General features: G+C 54.2%; 15 protein-coding genes. 11 read left to right on the top strand and 4 right to left on the bottom strand.

Annotation, left to right across the window (positions count from 1 at the left end):
* The first annotated feature begins 61 nt into the window (after nucleotides 1–61).
* The 5 genes from hisS (at nucleotide 62) to M1D91_RS16975 (ending at nucleotide 5,054) form a co-directional block, all read left to right on the top strand.
* Entirely contained in the window at nucleotides 62–1,336 is a 1,275-nt protein-coding gene (hisS, locus tag M1D91_RS16995; protein WP_437431905.1) for a histidine--tRNA ligase, read from the top strand.
* 36 nt (nucleotides 1,337–1,372) lie between these two features.
* A complete protein-coding gene (locus M1D91_RS16990; protein ID WP_437431906.1) occupies nucleotides 1,373–1,993 on the top strand; it encodes a YfgM family protein in 621 nt (206 codons plus the stop codon).
* A 10-nt stretch (nucleotides 1,994–2,003) separates the two neighbouring features.
* Nucleotides 2,004–3,182 (top strand): outer membrane protein assembly factor BamB, encoded by a 1,179-nt coding sequence (gene bamB, locus M1D91_RS16985; RefSeq protein ID WP_437431907.1) that lies wholly within the window; start codon nucleotides 2,004–2,006, stop codon nucleotides 3,180–3,182.
* Nucleotides 3,183–3,306: 124 nt separating this feature from the next.
* The gene (gene der / locus M1D91_RS16980; RefSeq protein ID WP_437431908.1) at nucleotides 3,307–4,785 is read left to right on the top strand and encodes a ribosome biogenesis GTPase Der; all 1,479 of its coding nucleotides are present in this window, start codon (nucleotides 3,307–3,309) and stop codon (nucleotides 4,783–4,785) included.
* A 53-nt stretch (nucleotides 4,786–4,838) separates the two neighbouring features.
* Nucleotides 4,839–5,054: a zinc ribbon domain-containing protein gene (locus M1D91_RS16975; protein ID WP_437431909.1), complete on the top strand. Its 216-nt coding sequence runs from the start codon at nucleotides 4,839–4,841 to the stop codon at nucleotides 5,052–5,054.
* Between the two features lie 34 nt (nucleotides 5,055–5,088).
* Here the strand turns inward: M1D91_RS16975 and xseA are convergent, their stop codons facing one another.
* On the bottom strand, nucleotides 5,089–6,444 hold the full coding sequence (gene xseA / locus M1D91_RS16970; RefSeq protein WP_437431910.1) for an exodeoxyribonuclease VII large subunit: 1,356 nt from the start codon (nucleotides 6,442–6,444) through the stop codon (nucleotides 5,089–5,091).
* A gap of 161 nt (nucleotides 6,445–6,605) precedes the next feature.
* Here xseA and guaB point away from each other — a divergent pair, with 161 nt between their 5' ends.
* From guaB to M1D91_RS16945, 5 genes are all read left to right on the top strand, one after another.
* A complete protein-coding gene (gene guaB / locus M1D91_RS16965; RefSeq protein ID WP_437431911.1) occupies nucleotides 6,606–8,072 on the top strand; it encodes an IMP dehydrogenase in 1,467 nt (488 codons plus the stop codon).
* Between the two features lie 62 nt (nucleotides 8,073–8,134).
* A complete protein-coding gene (gene guaA, locus M1D91_RS16960; RefSeq protein WP_437431912.1) occupies nucleotides 8,135–9,712 on the top strand; it encodes a glutamine-hydrolyzing GMP synthase in 1,578 nt (525 codons plus the stop codon).
* A 245-nt stretch (nucleotides 9,713–9,957) separates the two neighbouring features.
* Nucleotides 9,958–11,931 carry a tetratricopeptide repeat protein gene (locus M1D91_RS16955; protein WP_437431913.1) on the top strand — a complete coding sequence of 658 codons (1,974 nt, stop codon included), beginning with the start codon at nucleotides 9,958–9,960 and terminating at the stop codon, nucleotides 11,929–11,931.
* A 12-nt stretch (nucleotides 11,932–11,943) separates the two neighbouring features.
* The gene (locus M1D91_RS16950) at nucleotides 11,944–12,750 is read left to right on the top strand and encodes an AraC family transcriptional regulator (RefSeq protein WP_437431914.1); all 807 of its coding nucleotides are present in this window, start codon (nucleotides 11,944–11,946) and stop codon (nucleotides 12,748–12,750) included.
* 43 nt (nucleotides 12,751–12,793) lie between these two features.
* Nucleotides 12,794–13,444 (top strand): LysE family translocator, encoded by a 651-nt coding sequence (locus M1D91_RS16945; protein ID WP_437431915.1) that lies wholly within the window; start codon nucleotides 12,794–12,796, stop codon nucleotides 13,442–13,444.
* 40 nt (nucleotides 13,445–13,484) lie between these two features.
* On the opposite strand, the gene M1D91_RS16940 is transcribed toward M1D91_RS16945, so the two are convergent.
* Nucleotides 13,485–13,676, bottom strand: a complete 192-nt coding sequence (locus M1D91_RS16940) for a YfgG family protein (RefSeq protein ID WP_437431916.1) — start codon at nucleotides 13,674–13,676, stop codon at nucleotides 13,485–13,487.
* Between the two features lie 338 nt (nucleotides 13,677–14,014).
* Here M1D91_RS16940 and M1D91_RS16935 point away from each other — a divergent pair, with 338 nt between their 5' ends.
* Nucleotides 14,015–16,243 carry a sensor domain-containing phosphodiesterase gene (locus tag M1D91_RS16935; RefSeq protein WP_437431917.1) on the top strand — a complete coding sequence of 743 codons (2,229 nt, stop codon included), beginning with the start codon at nucleotides 14,015–14,017 and terminating at the stop codon, nucleotides 16,241–16,243.
* 2 nt (nucleotides 16,244–16,245) lie between these two features.
* Here M1D91_RS16935 and ppx read toward each other — a convergent pair whose 3' ends face one another.
* Both ppx and ppk1 read right to left on the bottom strand, forming a co-directional pair.
* The gene (gene ppx, locus M1D91_RS16930) at nucleotides 16,246–17,787 is read right to left on the bottom strand and encodes an exopolyphosphatase (protein WP_437431918.1); all 1,542 of its coding nucleotides are present in this window, start codon (nucleotides 17,785–17,787) and stop codon (nucleotides 16,246–16,248) included.
* A gap of 3 nt (nucleotides 17,788–17,790) precedes the next feature.
* The gene (gene ppk1, locus M1D91_RS16925) at nucleotides 17,791–19,857 is read right to left on the bottom strand and encodes a polyphosphate kinase 1 (protein ID WP_437431919.1); all 2,067 of its coding nucleotides are present in this window, start codon (nucleotides 19,855–19,857) and stop codon (nucleotides 17,791–17,793) included.
* Nucleotides 19,858–19,871 lie beyond the last annotated feature (14 nt).

Raw genomic sequence — 19,871 nt, 5'->3', positions numbered from 1 at the left:
ATGAGCCCGCAAGGCCTGGCGCCTTGAGGGTTCATTTTTTGCATTCATAAAGAGAACAAACGTGGCAAAAAACATTCAAGCCATTCGCGGCATGAACGATTATCTGCCTGCCGATACTGTTATCTGGCAGCGCATTGAAAGCAGCTTGAAAAGTGTGCTCGGCAGCTACGGTTACAGCGAAATCCGTTTGCCGATTGTAGAGCAGACCCCGTTATTCAAACGCGCCATCGGTGAAGTGACCGACGTGGTTGAAAAAGAGATGTATACCTTTGAGGACCGTAACGGCGACAGCCTGACGCTGCGTCCTGAAGGTACGGCGGGCTGCGTACGCGCCGGCATCGAGCATGGTCTCCTGTACAATCAGGAACAGCGTCTGTGGTACATCGGGCCGATGTTCCGCCATGAACGTCCGCAGAAAGGGCGTTATCGCCAGTTTAACCAGTTGGGCGTAGAAGTGTTTGGCCTGCAGGGACCGGACATTGACGCTGAACTCATTATGCTGACGGCGCGCTGGTGGCGTGAGCTGGGCATTTTTGACCACGTCACACTGGAACTCAACTCCATCGGTTCCCTGGATGCACGTGCGAAATACCGCGAAGCGCTGGTGGCATATCTTGAACAGTTTAAAGACAAACTGGACGAAGACTGCAAACGCCGCATGTACAGCAATCCGCTGCGGGTGCTGGATTCCAAAAACCCGGACGTTCAGGCTTTACTTAACGATGCGCCAGCATTGGGCGATTATCTGGACGAGGATTCGAAAGCGCACTTCTCAGGTCTTTGCGCTTTTCTTGATGCCGCCGGAATTCGTTATACCGTGAATCAACGGCTGGTGCGTGGTCTTGATTATTATAACCGTACCGTTTTTGAGTGGGTCACCAGCAGTCTGGGATCGCAGGGAACCGTATGTGCAGGCGGTCGTTATGATGGCCTCGTGGAACAACTCGGCGGTCGTGCGACCCCGGCGGTTGGCTTTGCGATGGGTCTGGAACGACTTGTTTTATTAGTTCAGGCCGTTAATCCGGAATTTAAAGCAGAATCTGTTGTCGATATATACCTGGTCGCGTCAGGCGAGAATACGCAGTCTGCTGCAATGCAGCTGGCTGAACAGGTACGCGATGCGTTTCCTGGCGTAAAACTCATGACGAACCACGGCGGCGGTAATTTCAAAAAGCAGTTTGCTCGTGCCGATAAGTGGGGCGCTACGCTCGCACTGGTGCTGGGTGAGTCTGAAATCGCCGACGGCAACGTTGTGGTGAAGGATTTGCGCTCTGGTGAGCAAAATACGGTAGCGCAGGAGAGCGTTGCGGCGCATTTGCGCACACTACTGGGCTAATCTCCCCGGTGAATTATCGTTAAGGAGAAGGACTGCGTGGAAATTTACGAAAACGATCACGACCAGGTAGACGCGCTTAAGCGCTTCTTTGCTGAGAATGGCAAAGCCCTGGCCGTTGGGGTGATTTTAGGTATTGGGGCACTGGTTGGCTGGCGCTACTGGACGAGCCATCAAACCGAATCAGCACAATCGGCTTCTGTAGCGTATGAGCATGCCATCTCTGCGTTAAAAGCGGATAAACCTGAAACCCTCGCCACCGCAGAGAAATTTGCGGCCGAAAACAAAAATACCTATGGTGCACTGGCGTCGCTTGAACTGGCGCAACAGTATGTTGAGCGTAACGAGCTCGAAAAAGCGTCTGCGCAGCTGCAACAAGGCCTCGCTGCAACCAGCGACGACAATCTTAAAGGTATGATTAATATCCGCCTTGCTCGCATTCAGGTTCAGCTCAAGCAGCAGGATGCCGCACTGAAAACGCTGGATAGCGTGAAAGGTGAGGGCTGGGCAGCTATCGTTGCTGACCTGCGTGGCGAAGCGCTGCTGAGTAAGGGCGACAAACAAGGTGCGCGCACCGCTTGGGAAAGTGGCGTTAAAAATAACGCTTCCCCTGCGCTGAGTGAAATGATGCAGATGAAAATCAATAATTTGTCCATCTAAGAGGGACCCGATGCAATTGCGTAAATTACTTCTGCCTGGGCTGCTGTCCGTCACCTTACTGAGCGGTTGTTCCCTGTTTAATGGCGAAGAAGATGTTGTGAAAATGTCTCCTCTGCCGACAGTTGAAAACCAGTTTACCCCGACTACCGCATGGAGTACCTCGGTAGGAAATGGTATTGGCGAGTTCTACTCTAACCTGCACCCGGCCCTGGTGAGCGGCGTGGTCTATGCTGCCGATCGTCATGGTACGGTGAAAGCCGTTAGCGAAAGCGATGGCAAAGAGATCTGGTCTGTGAGCCTCGCGGAAAAATCAGGGTGGTTTTCTACCAACCCGGCGCTGCTCTCCGGTGGTGTAACTGTGGCAGGCGCGCACGTTTTCGTTGGCAGCGAAAAAGCGAAAGTGTATGCGCTGAACACCAGTGATGGTTCTGAAGCCTGGACCACGCAGGTAGCGGGTGAGGCTTTATCCCGTCCGGTTGTCAGCGACGGTCTGGTGCTCATTCACACCAGCAATGGTCAGCTGCAGGCGCTTGATGAGGGTACCGGTACGATCAAATGGACCGTTAACCTCGACATGCCATCCCTTTCTCTGCGCGGCGAATCTGCCCCGGCAACCGCTTTTGGTGCTGCGATTGTTGGCGGTGACAACGGTCGTGTAAGTGCGGTTCTGATGCAGCAGGGCCAGCTGATTTGGCAGCAACGTATTTCTCAGGCCACCGGCCCGACGGAAATCGATCGTCTGAGCGACGTCGATACCACCCCTGTAATTGTTAACGGGGTTGTTTATGCTCTGGCGTACAACGGCAACCTGACGGCGATGGATCTGCGCAGTGGCCAGATCATGTGGAAACGTGAACTGGGTTCAGTCAGTGATTTCATCGTTGATGGCAACCGCATCTATATGATTGACCAGAACGATCGCGTGCTGGCGCTCACCACTGACGGTGGAGTAACGCTGTGGACGCAAAGCGATCTGTTGCACCGCAACCTGACCTCTCCTGTGCTGTATAATGGTTACATTGTTACGGGCGACAGCGAAGGCTACATGCACTGGATCAACGTTGAGGATGGTCACTTTGTGGCTCAGCAAAAAGTGGACAGTTCCGGTTTCCTGACCGATCCTGTCGTAGCTGATGGCAAACTGCTCATTCAGGCGAAAGACGGTACACTGTACTCCATTACGCGCTAATTCAGGCGTAGTCAGTCACGCGTCCGAAGACGGCTCCTGTTGCAGGGGCCGTTTTACTGTTTTTAAAGCGTCGCACAACCTGCGGCGTTCATGGTTTTCGAATTTTAAGTAATGAGGCTTTAACATGATACCTGTGGTCGCGCTGGTCGGGCGCCCTAACGTTGGAAAATCCACGCTTTTTAACCGTTTAACACGCACCCGTGATGCGCTGGTGGCGGATTTTCCGGGGCTGACCCGTGACCGTAAGTACGGTCGTGCAGAAGTCGAAGGTCGTGAGTTTATCTGTATCGACACGGGCGGTATTGATGGCACCGAAGACGGTGTCGAAACGCGTATGGCTGAACAGTCGCTGCTGGCGATTGAAGAGGCAGACGTCGTGCTGTTTATGGTGGATGCGCGTGCGGGGCTGATGCCTGCTGATGAAGCAATCGCAAAGCACCTGCGTTCACGTGAAAAACCCACTTTCCTGGTCGCGAACAAAACCGATGGCCTTGACCCCGATCAGGCCATCATTGATTTCTACGCCCTGGGCTTAGGGGAAATTCATCCGATTGCCGCCTCTCATGGTCGTGGTGTTCTGAGTCTGCTGGAGCACGTACTGCTGCCGTGGATGGATGAACTTGATCCGAAAGAGGAAGTGGACGAAGAGGCTGAATACTGGGCGCAGTTTGAAGCTGAGCAGAACGGTGAAGCCCCTGAGGAAGAAGAAGAGGCCTTCAACCCGCAGGATCTGCCGATTAAGCTCGCCATCGTTGGTCGTCCCAATGTAGGTAAGTCCACACTGACGAACCGTATTCTCGGTGAAGATCGTGTTGTGGTGTATGACATGCCCGGCACCACCCGTGACAGCATTTACATCCCGATGGAGCGCGATGAGCGTGAGTATGTGCTCATCGACACCGCTGGGGTGCGTAAGCGCGGAAAAATCACCGATACGGTAGAAAAATTCTCTGTGATCAAAACGCTGCAGGCGATTGAAGACGCTAATGTGGTGCTGCTGGTCATCGATGCCCGCGAAGGCATTTCCGATCAGGACCTCTCACTGCTCGGCTTCATCCTCAATAGTGGGCGCTCACTGGTTATCGTGGTAAACAAGTGGGATGGTCTGAGCAATGAAGTGCGTGAGCAGGTAAAAGAGACCCTCGATTTCCGTCTGGGCTTTATCGACTTCGCGCGCGTTCACTTCATCTCTGCACTGCACGGCAGCGGGGTGGGGAATCTGTTTGAATCGGTGCGCGAAGCTTATGACAGCTCCACACGCCGCGTGAGTACGGCGATGCTGACCCGTATCATGACGATGGCTGAAGAAGATCACCAGCCGCCGCTGGTGCGTGGCCGCCGTGTCAAACTGAAGTATGCGCATGCCGGTGGTTATAACCCGCCGATCGTGGTGATTCACGGCAACCAAGTGAAAGACCTGCCGGATTCGTACAAACGTTACCTGATGAACTACTTCCGTAAATCGCTGGACGTCATGGGTACGCCTATCCGCATTCAGTTCAAGGAAGGCGAGAACCCGTTTGCGAATAAACGCAATACCCTGACGCCGAACCAGATGCGTAAGCGTAAACGTTTGATTAAGCATATCAAAAAGAGTAAGTAAGTTTTAGCGCCCGCAGATTTGTGCCGGGCGCGCTGAACTTTGGGAGGATATGTATGGAACTCAAATGCCCAACCTGTCATAACCCGCTCGAACTGGTTGGCACCCACGCACACTGTTTTGGCTGCGATAAAGATTATCCTGTTAACGCCCTGTGCCCGGACTGCCATCAGCCGTTAGAGATCCTGAAAGCCTGCGGTGCGGTCGATTATTTTTGCCAGCATGGTCATGGTTTGATATCGAAAAAACGGGTGGCGTTCGTCCCGCTCTGAAATAAAAAAGCCGCATTGAGATGCGGCTTTTTTTTCAGGCTTTTTTCGCCGGGATGATCGTTTTCACTTCGCTCTCAAGCCAGCCATCGTTGACACGCGTGGTCAATATATCGCCTTTATGCACCTGGGCGGTTTGCTTCAGCACCCTGCCATCGCTGGCGGTTGTCACGCTGTAACCACGGGAAAGGGTTGCCAGCGGGCTGACAGCCTCAAGATGGGTAATCGCCGAACCAAAACGCTCACGCGTCTGGCTCATTCGCGACCCAACGGCCTGGGCCAGACGGAATTCAAGCTGTTGCGCGCGAGTCTGCGCCCGATGAATTTTGGGGGTCGGATTGTGGCTGTTCAGTCGTTGCGTTACGCGCTGCTGGCGCAGCGATGCCTGACGGAAGCGAGTGTCCAGCGCGTTGCGCATGCGCTGCTGTAAACGCTCAAGGATGGTTTGCTGACGCGCCAGGCGCAGTTGCGGATGCTGTTGCTGCAGGCGGTGGTTTATCTGCGTAAAGCGTTTAGTGCGATTAGCCAGGTAGAAATCCATCGCCATCTCCAGACGCTGCTGTGCGGCCTGAAGCTGGCGAGCCAGTTCAGCCTGATTACGGCTGACCATCTCGGCTGCCGCCGACGGCGTAGGCGCACGTAAATCGGCGACAAAGTCGGCGATGGTGACGTCCGTTTCATGACCCACTGCGCTGACTACCGGTATTGCGCTTGCAAAGATGGCGCGTGCCACACGTTCGTCGTTAAAGCTCCATAAATCTTCCAGTGAGCCACCGCCGCGCCCGACGATCAGCACGTCGCACTCCTGACGGGCATTCGCCAGTTCTATGGCACGAACAATTTGCGCGGGCGCATCGTCCCCCTGAACCGGCGTTGGATAAATCACCACCGGCAGCGACGGATCGCGGCGTTTAAGCACATGCAAAATATCATGCAAAGCCGCACCGGTTTTCGACGTCACCACACCAATGCAGGTGGCAGGCGAGGGGAGCGGTTGTTTGAACTGCTGATCAAACAGGCCTTCCGCGGAAAGCGCGGCCTTCAGCTGCTCATATTTTTGTTGCAGCAGCCCTTCACCCGCTGGCTGCATGCTCTCAACAATTATCTGATAATCGCCGCGGGGGTCATACAGTGTGACCGATGCCCGCACCAGCACCTGCTGGCCGTGCTGAGGACGAAACGTCACCCGACGGTTACTGTTACGGAACATTGCTCCGCGTACCTGGGCGGTGTCATCTTTTAGCGTGAAGTACCAGTGGCCGGATGAGGGCTGCGAGAAATTGGAGATTTCGCCCGTGATCCAGACCTGGCCCATTTCGCGTTCCAGCAGGCTGCGAACCGTTTGATTGAGACGGCTTACGGTAAAAATTGAGGGACTCTGGGAAGGTAACATGTGAGCTGGATCAAATTCTAAATCAGCAAGTTATTCAGTCGATAGTAACCCGCTCACCCGTGAGCGCAAGTATTTTTCTTAAAAAAATGTGGAAGCAATCGGTTACGCTCTGTATAATGCCACGGCAATATTTAACCACCCCCAGGTCAGAGATATTGCCCATGCTACGTATCGCTAAAGAAGCCCTGACGTTTGACGACGTCCTCCTCGTTCCCGCTCATTCCACCGTTCTGCCGAATACTGCCGATCTCAGCACGCAGCTTACTAAAACCATTCGCCTGAACATTCCAATGCTCTCCGCAGCGATGGACACTGTAACGGAAGCGCGCCTGGCTATCGCCCTGGCTCAGGAAGGCGGCATCGGCTTTATTCACAAAAACATGTCTATCGAGCGCCAGGCTGAAGAAGTGAAGCGCGTGAAGAAACATGAATCCGGTATTGTGACCGACCCGCAGACCGTACTGCCAGGCACCACGCTGCACGAAGTCAAAGCGCTGACCGAGCGTAACGGCTTTGCCGGTTACCCGGTGGTGACGGAAGATAACGAGCTGGTGGGGATCATCACCGGACGTGACGTGCGTTTTGTGACCGATCTGAACCAGCCGGTGAGCGTATATATGACGCCGAAAGAGCGTCTGGTCACCGTGCGTGAAGGCGAAAATCGTGAGGTTGTCTTCGCGAAAATGCACGAAAAGCGTGTTGAGAAAGCCCTGGTCGTTGACGACAGCTTCCACCTGCGCGGCATGATCACCGTGAAAGATTTCCAGAAAGCGGAACGTAAACCCAACGCCTGTAAAGATGAGCATGGCCGTCTGCGTGTAGGTGCGGCAGTTGGCGCGGGCGCGGGTAACGAAGAGCGTGTTGATGCGCTGGTTGCCGCAGGCGTTGACGTCCTGCTGATTGACTCCTCACATGGTCACTCCGAAGGTGTGCTGCAACGTATTCGTGAAACCCGTGCGAAATATCCTGATCTGCAAATCATTGGCGGCAACGTAGCAACAGGCGCAGGCGCTCGCGCTCTGGCAGACGCCGGTTGCAGCGCGGTGAAAGTTGGTATCGGCCCGGGCTCCATCTGTACTACCCGTATCGTGACGGGTGTGGGTGTTCCGCAAATTACTGCGGTTTCCGATGCAGTAGAAGCGCTGGAAGGCACCGGCATCCCGGTTATCGCTGACGGTGGTATCCGTTTCTCAGGTGACATCGCCAAAGCCATTGCAGCGGGTGCTGCTGCGGTGATGGTTGGCTCCATGCTGGCTGGTACCGAAGAATCGCCAGGCGAAATCGAACTGTTCCAGGGCCGTTCTTATAAATCCTACCGCGGTATGGGCTCTCTGGGCGCGATGTCCAAAGGCTCCTCCGATCGCTACTTCCAGACCGACAATGCCGCCGACAAACTGGTACCGGAAGGCATCGAAGGCCGCGTGGCCTATAAGGGCTACCTGAAAGAGATCATTCACCAGCAGATGGGCGGCCTGCGCTCCTGTATGGGGCTGACCGGCTGTGGCACCATTGATCTGCTGCGGACGAAAGCGGAATTTGTGCGCATCAGCGGTGCGGGTATTCAGGAAAGCCATGTCCATGATGTAACCATCACCAAGGAATCGCCTAACTACCGTATGGGTTCCTGATCGTTTCCACGCCCGGCTTTATGCCGGGCGATTTTGTTTCACTTGCCTCGGAATTAGCGTCAATGACGGAAAACATTCATAAACATCGCATTCTTATCCTTGATTTCGGTTCGCAGTACACGCAACTGGTTGCCCGCCGCGTGCGTGAGCTCGGCGTTTACTGTGAGCTGTGGGCATGGGATGTCACCGAAGCGCAGATCCGCGAATTTAACCCAAGCGGCATCATTCTTTCCGGTGGTCCGGAAAGCACCACTGAAGAGAACAGCCCGCGAGCCCCGCAGTATGTCTTCGAAGCTGGTGTACCGGTATTCGGCGTCTGCTACGGCATGCAGACCATGGCCATGCAGCTCGGCGGCCACGTTGAAGGCTCTCACGAGCGTGAGTTCGGCTACGCACAGGTGGAAGTTCAGACCGACAGCGCGCTGATTCGCGGTATTGAAGACTCCCTGACTTCCGACGGTAAAGCGCTGCTGGACGTCTGGATGAGCCACGGCGATAAAGTCACGGCGATCCCGTCTGACTTCGTGACCGTTGCCAGCACGGAAACCTGTCCGTTCGCCATTATGGCTAACGAAGAAAAACGCTTTTATGGCGTGCAGTTCCACCCGGAAGTGACCCACACCCGCCAGGGCCTGCGCATGCTCGAGCGTTTCGTTATCGATATCTGCCAGTGCGAAGCCCTGTGGACGCCGGCAAAAATCATCGACGATGCTATCGAACGTATTCGTGCGCAGGTGGGTGACGACAAAGTGATCCTCGGCCTCTCCGGCGGCGTGGACTCCTCCGTCACCGCCATGCTGCTGCATCGCGCTATCGGTAAAAACCTGACCTGTGTCTTCGTGGATAATGGCCTGCTGCGTCTGAACGAAGCAGAGCAGGTGATGGACATGTTCGGCGACCATTTCGGCCTCAACATCATTCATGTTGAAGGTGAGTCTCGCTTCCTGAGCGAGCTGGCGGGCGAGAACGATCCGGAAGCCAAACGTAAAATTATCGGCCGCGTCTTCGTGGAAATCTTCGATGAAGAAGCCCTGAAACTGGAAGATGTGAAGTGGCTGGCGCAGGGCACCATCTACCCTGACGTGATTGAATCCGCCGCTTCCGCCACCGGTAAAGCCCATGTCATCAAATCTCACCACAACGTGGGCGGCCTGCCGAAAGAGATGAAGATGGGCCTGGTTGAACCGCTGCGTGAGCTGTTCAAAGACGAAGTGCGCAAAATTGGTCTGGAGCTGGGCCTGCCGTACAACATGCTCTACCGTCATCCGTTCCCGGGGCCGGGTCTGGGCGTGCGCGTGCTTGGCGAAGTGAAGAAAGAGTATTGCGACCTGCTGCGTCGTGCCGATGCTATCTTCATTGAAGAGCTGCATAAAGCCGACCTGTACAACAAAGTCAGCCAGGCCTTCACCGTCTTCCTGCCGGTACGTTCCGTAGGCGTGATGGGTGATGGGCGTAAGTACGACTGGGTTGTCTCTCTGCGTGCCGTTGAAACCATCGACTTTATGACCGCCCACTGGGCGCACCTGCCGTACGATTTCCTGGGCCGCGTCTCCAACCGCATCATCAATGAAGTGAACGGCATTTCCCGCGTGGTCTATGACATCAGCGGTAAGCCGCCAGCAACGATTGAGTGGGAATAATCGTTTTCGCCTCGGCGCATAAACGTTGAATAAAAACACCAGTACGCCTCGCGCTGCTGGTGTTTTTTTCTACCTGGGCCGCATCGTGCCCAGACACCCTTACCGGCCGACCCCCCATTGCTGGCATTAGACGAAGCCTGCCTTTTGTGCCACCCTTTTTGGCTGAGTGTTCAGCGCATCCCATCGGCATCGTGCGCGAAAGGGAACACGGACTTTCGGCTCATCTCACTCGGCAGACACGCGCTATGTTTAAAAAACTGCTCTCCGGCCTGACCGGCCAAAAAGATAAATCGCAGGCCCCTGTTGAACCTGAACAGGCTCATCCCGTAGAGGCGCAACCGCCGCAGGAAGAGCGTATTGTTGCTTATGACGCCAACGGGCGGGAGATGCATATCACCCGAAGCGACTGGCGAGAAAAGGTTTTTCTGCCGGGGCTTGAGCAGAAGTGGGATGATCCGGCCGAACTTTACGATGCCATTCTGGCCGGGCTGAACGACGGTTTTGCTACTGACCTTCTTCCTGCGGCGGCGCGGCTGGTCGCAATCGATGATAACCCTGAACGCAGTCATACGCTTCAGGGCATTGTACTGATGCAAAACAACCTGCATGACGAGGCCGAAGCGACGCTAAACGCGGGAATCGATAAAGCCGGTCCCACGGGAACCCTGCTGACCAATCTGGCGAAAGTCTACGCTGAACGTGGCGACAGTGCCCGCGCCGACGCGCTGCTCTGGCAGGCCATTAAAGCCGACCCGAATCAGGACAATGGCTTACTCTGGTGGGCCTCTTTAAAAGAGGAGCGGGAAGGAACTGCGGGGTACGTAGCGGGACTTAAAACCGTTGCGGCGCTGCCGGGGGCATGGCGCGCCCAGCTGTGGCTGGCGCGGCACTACCTGGAACAGAAAAACGTGGCGGCGGCGAAAACGCTCTATGACGAGGTGCTGGCGGGAGGGAGGTACGACGGCAGCTCGCTTATGATGATCTCAGGCGATCTGGGCAGGAACGGTGAAATACCCCTGCTTGTCGACCTGATCGCCCCCGTTTATGATGAGCATCGTCACGATCCGATGGCGGGCATGAATCTGCTGCGCGCTTATCAGGAGCTGGGTAACCCTGATGCAGGTGAACGGTTGTTAAGCCGAATGTATGCGCTTGAATATCCGCCGCTCAAGCAGCATCTGGATGCATTCGCCCAGGCTTTTCAGCAAATGCGTGAACAAGGTGCGCAGGGTGTTCCCACCGATCCTGCTCAGGTGGAAATCAGTACGCTGGCGCTCTCGCAGCCCATCTGGCATTACGGTCTCTATAAAGCCGACTGGCTATTCGGGCAAAAACCCGAGGAGGCAGACATTGTCGGTTTCTTTGCGCTCAGTAAAATTACCGATGAGACAAAGCCTGCCGAGTCGCAGCGCGAGGATGATGTCGGAAGGCTCACCCGCGCTATTCCGTTATACCTGGCAGAAGCCGCTCACTACTGGACTCCCTTTGCCGCCCGGTGCTATTTCCAGGTTGCCGCAGGTCTGGGACCGGTGCTCTCGACCCATGAAACAGACGGGAATGAACTCTTCGATCTCGTTCCCCCGTCAATGAAGTACTTTGTTACCGGACAGCTTGGGTGCGAAGGGGAAGGGGATCAACGCCAGTGGCAGCTCACTCTCTCGCTCTGGGATTGTCGCCTGCGGGAAAAATGCGCCGTTGAGAGTGCGACCGTACCTCAGGCTGAACTGGGCGCATGGGTGCTTGAGCTTGAGCAGCGTCTGCTGGCGAAAATGGGTGGGCCTGTTACGCAGGCTCTCGATGCGTTCTATACTCGCCCGTCAGCTGAGGCGATGAATATCTACCTTGCTGAGCTGGGCCAGGCCTTTACCCTGACGATGGTAGCCAACAACTATGTTCCGCGTGCCGCGCTATGGGGCGAGCGTTCAATGCTGGAGTGGCCGCTCAACATGGCGCTGCAATGGCCCCAGGCGGAGGTGCCAAAACTGATGTATCTTTCCGGGCTCAGTAAAGCCTGTGATTATCAGTCCGAGGTGCTGGCGGAATATAAAAAGCGCACGCTGGCGCTGCTGGAGAGCGCATCAGGTACTCCCTGTGAGAAACTGGCGCCGCTGGTATGGAAAATATTCGGCATGCAGGAAGAACTGAATGCGTACCGGGAAGCCCTGCCAGCAGAGACCCGCGCGGACTACGCGGCCTGGCTTGGACGCATCACTGAATAATCGAGGGGCACAATGAGTACGCGGAACATTGAACAAGCGTTCTGGCGCTCCGGGCTCGCGCCCTGGATTGAGCTACGCACGACCCGGCAAAGCCTGCAGGCCTACAAGCTGCATCAGCATGCGCAGCTGTCGATTGGCGCGATAGTGGAAGGGGATACCCTGACCTGTTGCGACGGGCAGACGTATCATCTGCGTCCGGGCGAGCTTGTGGTGATTGCCCCGGAAGTGGCCCACAGTTGTAATCCGGTCGCGGGCATTCCGCGCAGTTATCATATGCTTTATATCGATAAGGCATGGTGCCTGGCGCAGCTCGGCGCGGCCCCTGAAGAGACGCTGTGTTGCGATCAAACGCTTATTCACCATCCGTCTCTTTTTGCAGCATATCAGCGGATCGTTGAACTGATGATCGAAGGCAACATCGAGTTATTATCCACTGCCGTGCGTGAACTGCTGCTAAAAGTGCCAGGGCTCACCGCTCGTCCTCAACCTCAACACGCTTTTTATGACATGCAGTTGGCTCTACAGGCAGATTTTACCGTTGCACCGTCGTTTGACAGGCTGGCAGGCCACTATTCTCTGCGTAAAGAGACGCTGATCCGCCAGTTTAAACAGGCGACAGGGCTGACGCCCGGCGCCTGGCTGAACAATGCCCGTATTGAGTTTGCGAGATCATGCCTGAGGGCAGGGGGCGACATTACCGACGTCGGCTATCAGAGCGGCTTTTCGGATCAAAGCCATTTTCACCGCACCTTTGTGAGCTTTACGGCATCGACACCGCGTCAGTACGCGCGGGGGCGATCAATATCCGACAATAAATAGCGCAACGACTTCATTACAGTGACCGTTTTTACCGGAGGTCACTATGTCATTTGTTTCGCAGTTTATTCCCGCAGCGTTTCCCCTTCTCGCCCTGTCGCATTTTGTGGCGCTGGTCAGCCCTGGCCCGGATTTCTTCTTACAGGCAGGTTATGCCGTCCGCTATCGTCTGCGCGGAAGTGCAGGAATTGGGGTGGGCATCGCGCTGGGAAACGCGTGCTATATCCTGATTGCTCTCTTTGGCTGGAATATGTTGCAGACACATGCGCTGTTATTCCGGTTGATTGAAATCGCCGGCGCGCTTTATTTAATCTGGATTGGCAGCCACCTGCTGCGCAGTCGTAAACAGGCGATAACGTTTAATGCGACGGCGCAGGCACGCCCTTCTGCGGGTAAGCAGTGCCTGCTTGGGCTGAGCTCAGCACTGCTCAATCCTAAAAATGCACTCTTCTATATGGCACTGATGACGTCGATTCTGGGGGCATCGGTAACGCTCCCCCAGCAGATATTTTCCGCCGTGTGGATGAGTCTTGCGGTTCTTGTCTGGAATCTGCTGGTGGCGGCACTGGCAGGGCATGCGATGGTGCAAAAACGCGTCGCGTCATGCATTCACATCATTGAACGCATTGCTGGCGCCGTTCTCAGCGGGTTTGGCCTGCTGATGATTGCTGCAATGCTGCGTCAAACAGCTGCATAGCGACAGAGACGCAAAAGCATGTGAATGCTAAAACAGGACGTTAACGCTCTGCAGAAGAGACGACAGGCTGACTGATTTGTTGCGACTGGAGCTTATCCTGATGATGATACCAGGCCCCGATGGAGGAGTAGATAAAGCGGCCGAAGAAAAAGATAAAGCTAATAAGCAGTACGATACGGGTCATGCGACTGTCAAATCGATGTCGTTTTCGCATAGGGGTTGCCTGACTCACAATGTTTCCCTGGATAAGCCCTGTTGAAGGGCGACGGGGACATTAAGTCACAGAGTGCCGATAAGGTCAATTCATCACCACATAAAAACGAGGCAATAAAAAATATTCCGCAGATTTATATAAAAAAATTAAATATTTATCGCGTAAATGCTAAATTCGCCCCGGACGATAAAAAGTGGCGTTATTAATTAAGCTGCGGTGTTTTGTTTGACGTGCGTCAATTATAACTTGCGGTTCAGAACTAAAATTCCAGCTCATTTATCGCGTTAAACATGAACAGTCGGGTCGGATGCCTGTCTGAAAATGCCCCGCAGGATCCTGGGTTTCACCGAGCATCTATGACTTTCATAAAAAAATACCGCCGAATTAAAGATAAATGGTGGGCGCTGCCCCTCCTTTTACCCAGCCTGTTACTTTCCGTTTTTAGCCTGGCAAATACCTGGACTACGGTTGCTGGCGAAGGCGTCGTGCTTTTCTATCTGCCGCTGGGCATCATCATGGCTATGCTGGTGGTCTACGGACTGGCGGCACTGCCGGGCATTATGCTGGGGGTGGTATTGCTGTTTACTCCTGATGAACCAGGGCAACTTATTGCACAGTCGCTGCATTTACTGGTGCCGGCGCTGCTCAGTTGGGGCGGCTATCGGGTGTTTGTTACCCGACGGCAAAATATAGCCTATAGCGACGCCAGACTTTTTGCTCAACGTTTATTCTGGCAGGTGTTTTGCCCGGCTACGCTCTACATCATTATTCTGCAGTTTATTATCTGGCTGTCGTTATACGATACAGCGTTAAGTAATACCAATACATTAACCTTTGATACGCATCTGCTTATTGATTATCAGGCTATGCTGGTGGGAACCATGATTGGCACGCCGCTTAGCTATTTACTCATTCGCGTATTTCATCACCCTCGCTATCTGCGAAGTTGGTTTTCGCAACTGCGCAATGAATTTGATCCCAAAGTGACCCGTGCGGAGTTCGTTACATGGGGGGCTATTGTGGCCGGGATGGTCATTTTATTGCTGATGCCAATGACAGAAAATAGTTCGATTTTTAGCACCAATTACACCCTGTCACTACTGCTTCCGGTGATGCTCTGGGGTTCAATGCGCTTCGGCTATCGTTTGATGTCGCTGCTGTGGGCGCTGTTGCTGACGGTTTTCATCCACTACTACTTTCGTTATCTGCCCGCCTATGCAAGGTATGAAGTGCAGTTGGCTATCGCATCGTCCTGCTACCTGGTCTACACCGTTATCATCCTTAGCGTGGCCCTGCTTGCCACACGGCAGCGGCAGCTTCATGAGCGCGCGCGGCGTCTGGCCTTTTTGGATCCGATAGTCCATATGCCTAACCTGCGGGCGTTAAGCCGGGCCCTGGCTGACTCGCCCTGGTCGGTGGTGTGCCTGTTGCGAATTCCTGAGCTTGAACTACTGGGTCGTAATTACGGTATCCTGTTGCGCATTCAGTACAAGCAAAAACTGGCGGAGTGGTTACGCCCGATGCTGGGACAAGGGGAAGGCGTTTTTCTACTGACAGGGTATGACCTTGCGATCCGTTTGCATTCCCAATCCCACCAGAGCCGTATAGATGAACTGGATCAGCGTATTAAGCTGTTTCGTTTTGACTGGGACGCTATGCCTTTGCAGCCCCAGGTTGGAATGAGCTACTGCTATGTGCGCTCGCCGGTGCAGCATCTCTATTTACTGCTGGGAGAGCTCAGCACCATTGCGGACCTGTCGCTGGCGACCAATCACCCGGAAAGTTTGCAGCAGCGTGGTGCGGTAAATCTGCAGCGCAGCCTGAAGAGCAAGGTGGATATGATGAGCCGTCTGCAGCGTGCGCTGGAAGAAAACAGGTTCAGCCTGATGGTGCAGCCGATCACGGGTATGCGGGGGGATGATTACCACGAAATTTTACTGCGTATGAACGAGGAGAACGGCGAGTACATTCACCCTGATGACTTCCTGCCAATTGCCCATGAATTTGGCCTCTCCTCACGTATAGATTTATGGGTCGTTGAGCACGTCCTGAGTTTTATGGCCTCGCACCGGGAGGCGTTACGCGGCCAGCGTTTTGCCATCAACCTGTCGCCGACCTCCGTCTGCCGGGCTCAGTTCTCACCTGACATTGGGTCTCTACTGCAGAAATATAATATTGAAGCCTGGCAGCTCATTTTTGAAATTACTGAAAGCAATTCACTCTCCAATATTCAGCAGGCTAACCAGACGCTGGCGCAGCTGCAGAAGATGGGCTGCAGAGTGGCGATTGATGATTTTGGAACCGGTTATGCCAGTTACGCCCGTCTGAAAAATGTGAATGCCGACATCCTTAAAATCGATGGCAGTTTTATTCGCAACATTGTCTCCAATAGTCTGGATTACCAGATAGTGGCCTCTATCTGTCATCTGGCGCGCATGAAACGGATGCTGGTGGTGGCCGAGTATGTCGAAAGTGAAGAGATACGCAGCGCGGCTATCGCGCTGGGTATCGATTATCTTCAGGGATTTTTGATAGGTAAACCGGAGCCGCTGGAAAGTCTGGCTGTCCAGCATAAGGCGGCCTGACATCAGGCCGCTACGTCAGGTGCCCGCTCTTCTTCAATTTTAAGGCGCCAGCCGGTGACGGCCTCCCAGTAATCCTGCTCTTTTTCCAGATCGAAAAGCACCAGGGCGTTCTGGCTGAACCAGTCGTGCGGGAAACTGAGCGTCCAGTGATTGTCATCCGTGGTCAGGCGAAGCGTCGGCGGCGTGGTGGTGGCCTGCCGTTGATTATTGAGCAGCACGCCGAGGCGCAATATCTGCACCAGGGGCAGGAACTGCTTCTTCTTATAGAGCGTGAAGCGCGGCAAGTCATCCAGCTTGATGCCTTTGCGATGGTAGCGCACCAGGGTGGCCATCATCAGTTGCTGCTCCTGATTAAAGCCGGGCAAATCACTGTGCTGCAAAATATAAGCTGAGTGGCGGTGCATCCCGCTGTGATTTATGTTGAGTCCTACTTCGTGGAGCATGACGGACCATTTCAGCAAGGCCGCCAGCTGCGGGTTCGCCAGCTTCGGATTTTGCGCCTGCCATTGATCGTACATGTGCGTGGTGGTCTCCAGCACACGACGCGCCTGCTCGCGGTCGATGTTGTAATGATTGGCTAATGCCTGAGCGGTACGGCTGCGGATGTCCTGATGACGAAAGCGCCCCTCCATTTCATAGAGCACGCCTTCACGGAGCGCGCCATCAGAGAGTCGGAGTTCTTTGATAGCCAGCGCATCAAAAACCCCGCAAAGAATGGCAAGGCCTGGCACGAAGACCACTTTGCGCTCTTCAGAGAGGCCCGGCAGACTCAGTTCGCTGAAATTTTTATACTTCAGCACTTCTGCAACCAGTTTATCCAGGCGTTCAGGGGTGATAAATCCATCTTTCTCACCCATAGCCAGCAGCACTTCATGGGCAGCCTTGATGGTGCCTGAAGCTCCTAAAGCGACATTCCACCCCTGGATGCGGTACTGCCATGCCAGCGTTTCCAGCTTTTGTACAGCTGCGATGCGGGCACGCTGGAAGCATTCACGATTTAAAGCGCCGCCAGGGAAGTAGGTCTGGGCAAAACTGACGCAACCCATACGGCGGCTCTCCACCAGTCTGGGTTCGAAATCTTCACCGATGACCAGTTCCGTCGAGCCACCACCAATATCGATAACCAGCTTGCGCCCTTTTTCCGGCTGCGTATGCTCAACGCCCATGAAAATCAGACGCGCTTCTTCATTACCGGAAATGATCTCGATAGGGTAGGGGATGACCTGCTCCGCGCGTTTGAGAAACTCAGCGGCATTGCGAGCCTGGCGCAGCGTGTGCGTGCCCACGATGCAGACGCTGGAGGGTTCGAAACCCTGCAGGCGTTCGGCAAAAAGCGACAGGCAGTTCAACCCGCGCTCCATCGCCTCTTCGCTCAGCATACTGTCTGCATCAAGGCCATCAGCCAGATGCACACGCTGTTTAAGGCGGCCGATGATCTGCATTGCCCCATCCACAACGCGCGCGATCACCATATGAAAACTGTTCGAACCCAAATCGACCGCCGCAAACTCCTGCGGTCGTGGTGTGTTGTCATTTATCGGCATAGATTAATCAGGCTGTTCAAGTGAAGTCAGATAGTCATGAATCGCGAGCTGCGCGCGCACTTTACGGCGATTGCCGCGCGGCACATAACGATTACTCAGTTCTTTATCGACGTAGCGTGCCTTAACGGTATCACTAAACAGAATGTCAATGATATCCAGGACCTGCTGTTTAAGGCGTGGGTCCAGTAGCGGGGCCGCTACTTCGATACGGTAATCAATATTTCGCGTCATCCAGTCGGCCGACGACAGATAGACTTTTTTGTCGCCACCGTTATCAAAAATATAGATCCTGTCGTGCTCAAGGAAACGATCAACGATGCTAATGACGCGAATATTATCACTGATGCCCGCCAGTTCGGGAATCAATGAACACATACCACGTACCAGCAGGTTAACCTGTACCCCCGAACCTGAGGCAGCATAAAGGCGGTCAACCAACCCTTTATCCACCAGGTTGTTGATTTTAAGGGTAATACCCGCTGGAATGCCCTTCTGCGCATTCGCAATCTCTTTATCAATCATTTCATAAAGAAGCGGACGCGAGTTCTGTGGCGACACCAGCAAATAGTCGAAATGCACCGGGCGGTAAGGGTTTTCAATAAAGCTAAACACCCGACGTACTTCATTAGTAATACGTGCATCGGCGGTAAGCAGCGAGTAGTCAGTATAAATACGCGCGGTCTTTTCGTTAAAGTTACCGGTCCCGATGTGCGCATAACGTACAATCTCTTCCCCTTCCATGCGTGAAATGAGGAACAGCTTGGCGTGAATTTTCAGGCCCGGGGCGGAGAAGATAACCTGTACGCCCGCCTCGGTCAGACGTTTGGCCCAGTGAATATTGGCCTCTTCGTCGAAACGCGCCTGCAGTTCCACCACTACGGTCACTTTTTTACCATTGTGGGCGGCGTGGATCATTGAGTCGATGATGCGTGAGTCTTTTGCCACACGGTAAATATTGATCTTGATGGCCAGCACGCTGGGGTCAAATGACGCCTGGCGCAGCAGCTCAAGCACATGCTCAAAGGTGTGATATGGGTAATAGAGCAGCACATCGCGCTCGCGGATGGCGTCAAATCCGTTGCGGAATTTATCGAACCAGAGATGGCGCAGGCGCGGCAGCGGCTTGTTGACGAGATTGGCTTTGCCGACGTTCGGGAAGCCAATAAAGTCTTTAAAGTTGTGGTATCGCCCCCCCGGAATAATGGAGTCAAAGCGGGAGATGGTCAGTTTTTCGCGCAGCATCTCGACCATCGCATCCGGCATGTCACGCTGGTAAACAAAACGCACCGGCTCTGCCGTCAGGCGCTGTTTCAGGCTGGATGACATCAGCTCCATCAGACTCGACTCCATTTCGTGCACCAGGTCATATTCGGCATCACGGGTCATTTTCATCGAGTAGGCGTTCAGTGAATCGTAATCAAAAAAGCCGCTAAAGATATCGTCCAGACAGTAGCGCAGGATGTTGTCCAGAAGGATCATGGGCTTGCGACGGCGCGGCGCTTCCGGCGGCAGATTCACAAAGCGCGGAACCTTGTCTGACGGAATTTCCAGCAGCGCGTAGCGAATCGCGTCGCCCCGGATAATTTCAACCGCCAGATAGGTGTAATCGTCTTTTAAGAAACGAACCAGATTGGTTTCGCGATTGATTAGCGTCGGGGTGATGTGCTGGCGTAAGTACTGTTTGAAGTAATGGCGTAGCCAGTTTTGCTGGTTGACGGAGAGCTGGCGTTCGTTAATCAGGAAGATTTGGTTACGCGCCATTTCCAGCAGCAGGTCATTGTAGAGCGAGTCAAATTCCTGATCGGCCTTAAGGACTCTGGTCTGAATTTTACCCAGCAAATGACGTGATTGGGTGTTCGTTCCTTGCCCTTGCTCTTCGCTAATAATGATACGGCGTTTAAGTTCTGCGAAGCGGACCTTATAGAACTCATCAAGGTTATTTGAATAAATGCCCAAAAAACGCATGCGTTCGATCAACGGATTACTTTTGTCTGCCGCTTCCTGAAGCACACGCTCGTTAAAGCACAACCAGCTCAGTTCTTTTTCCAGATATAGCTTTTCCTGACCCATTACAGCTTACACTC

This window comes from Enterobacter sp. SA197, from assembly GCF_054131575.1.
Note: the sequence above shows the minus strand (reverse complement) of the source record. Positions and strands in the feature narration are given on the sequence as shown.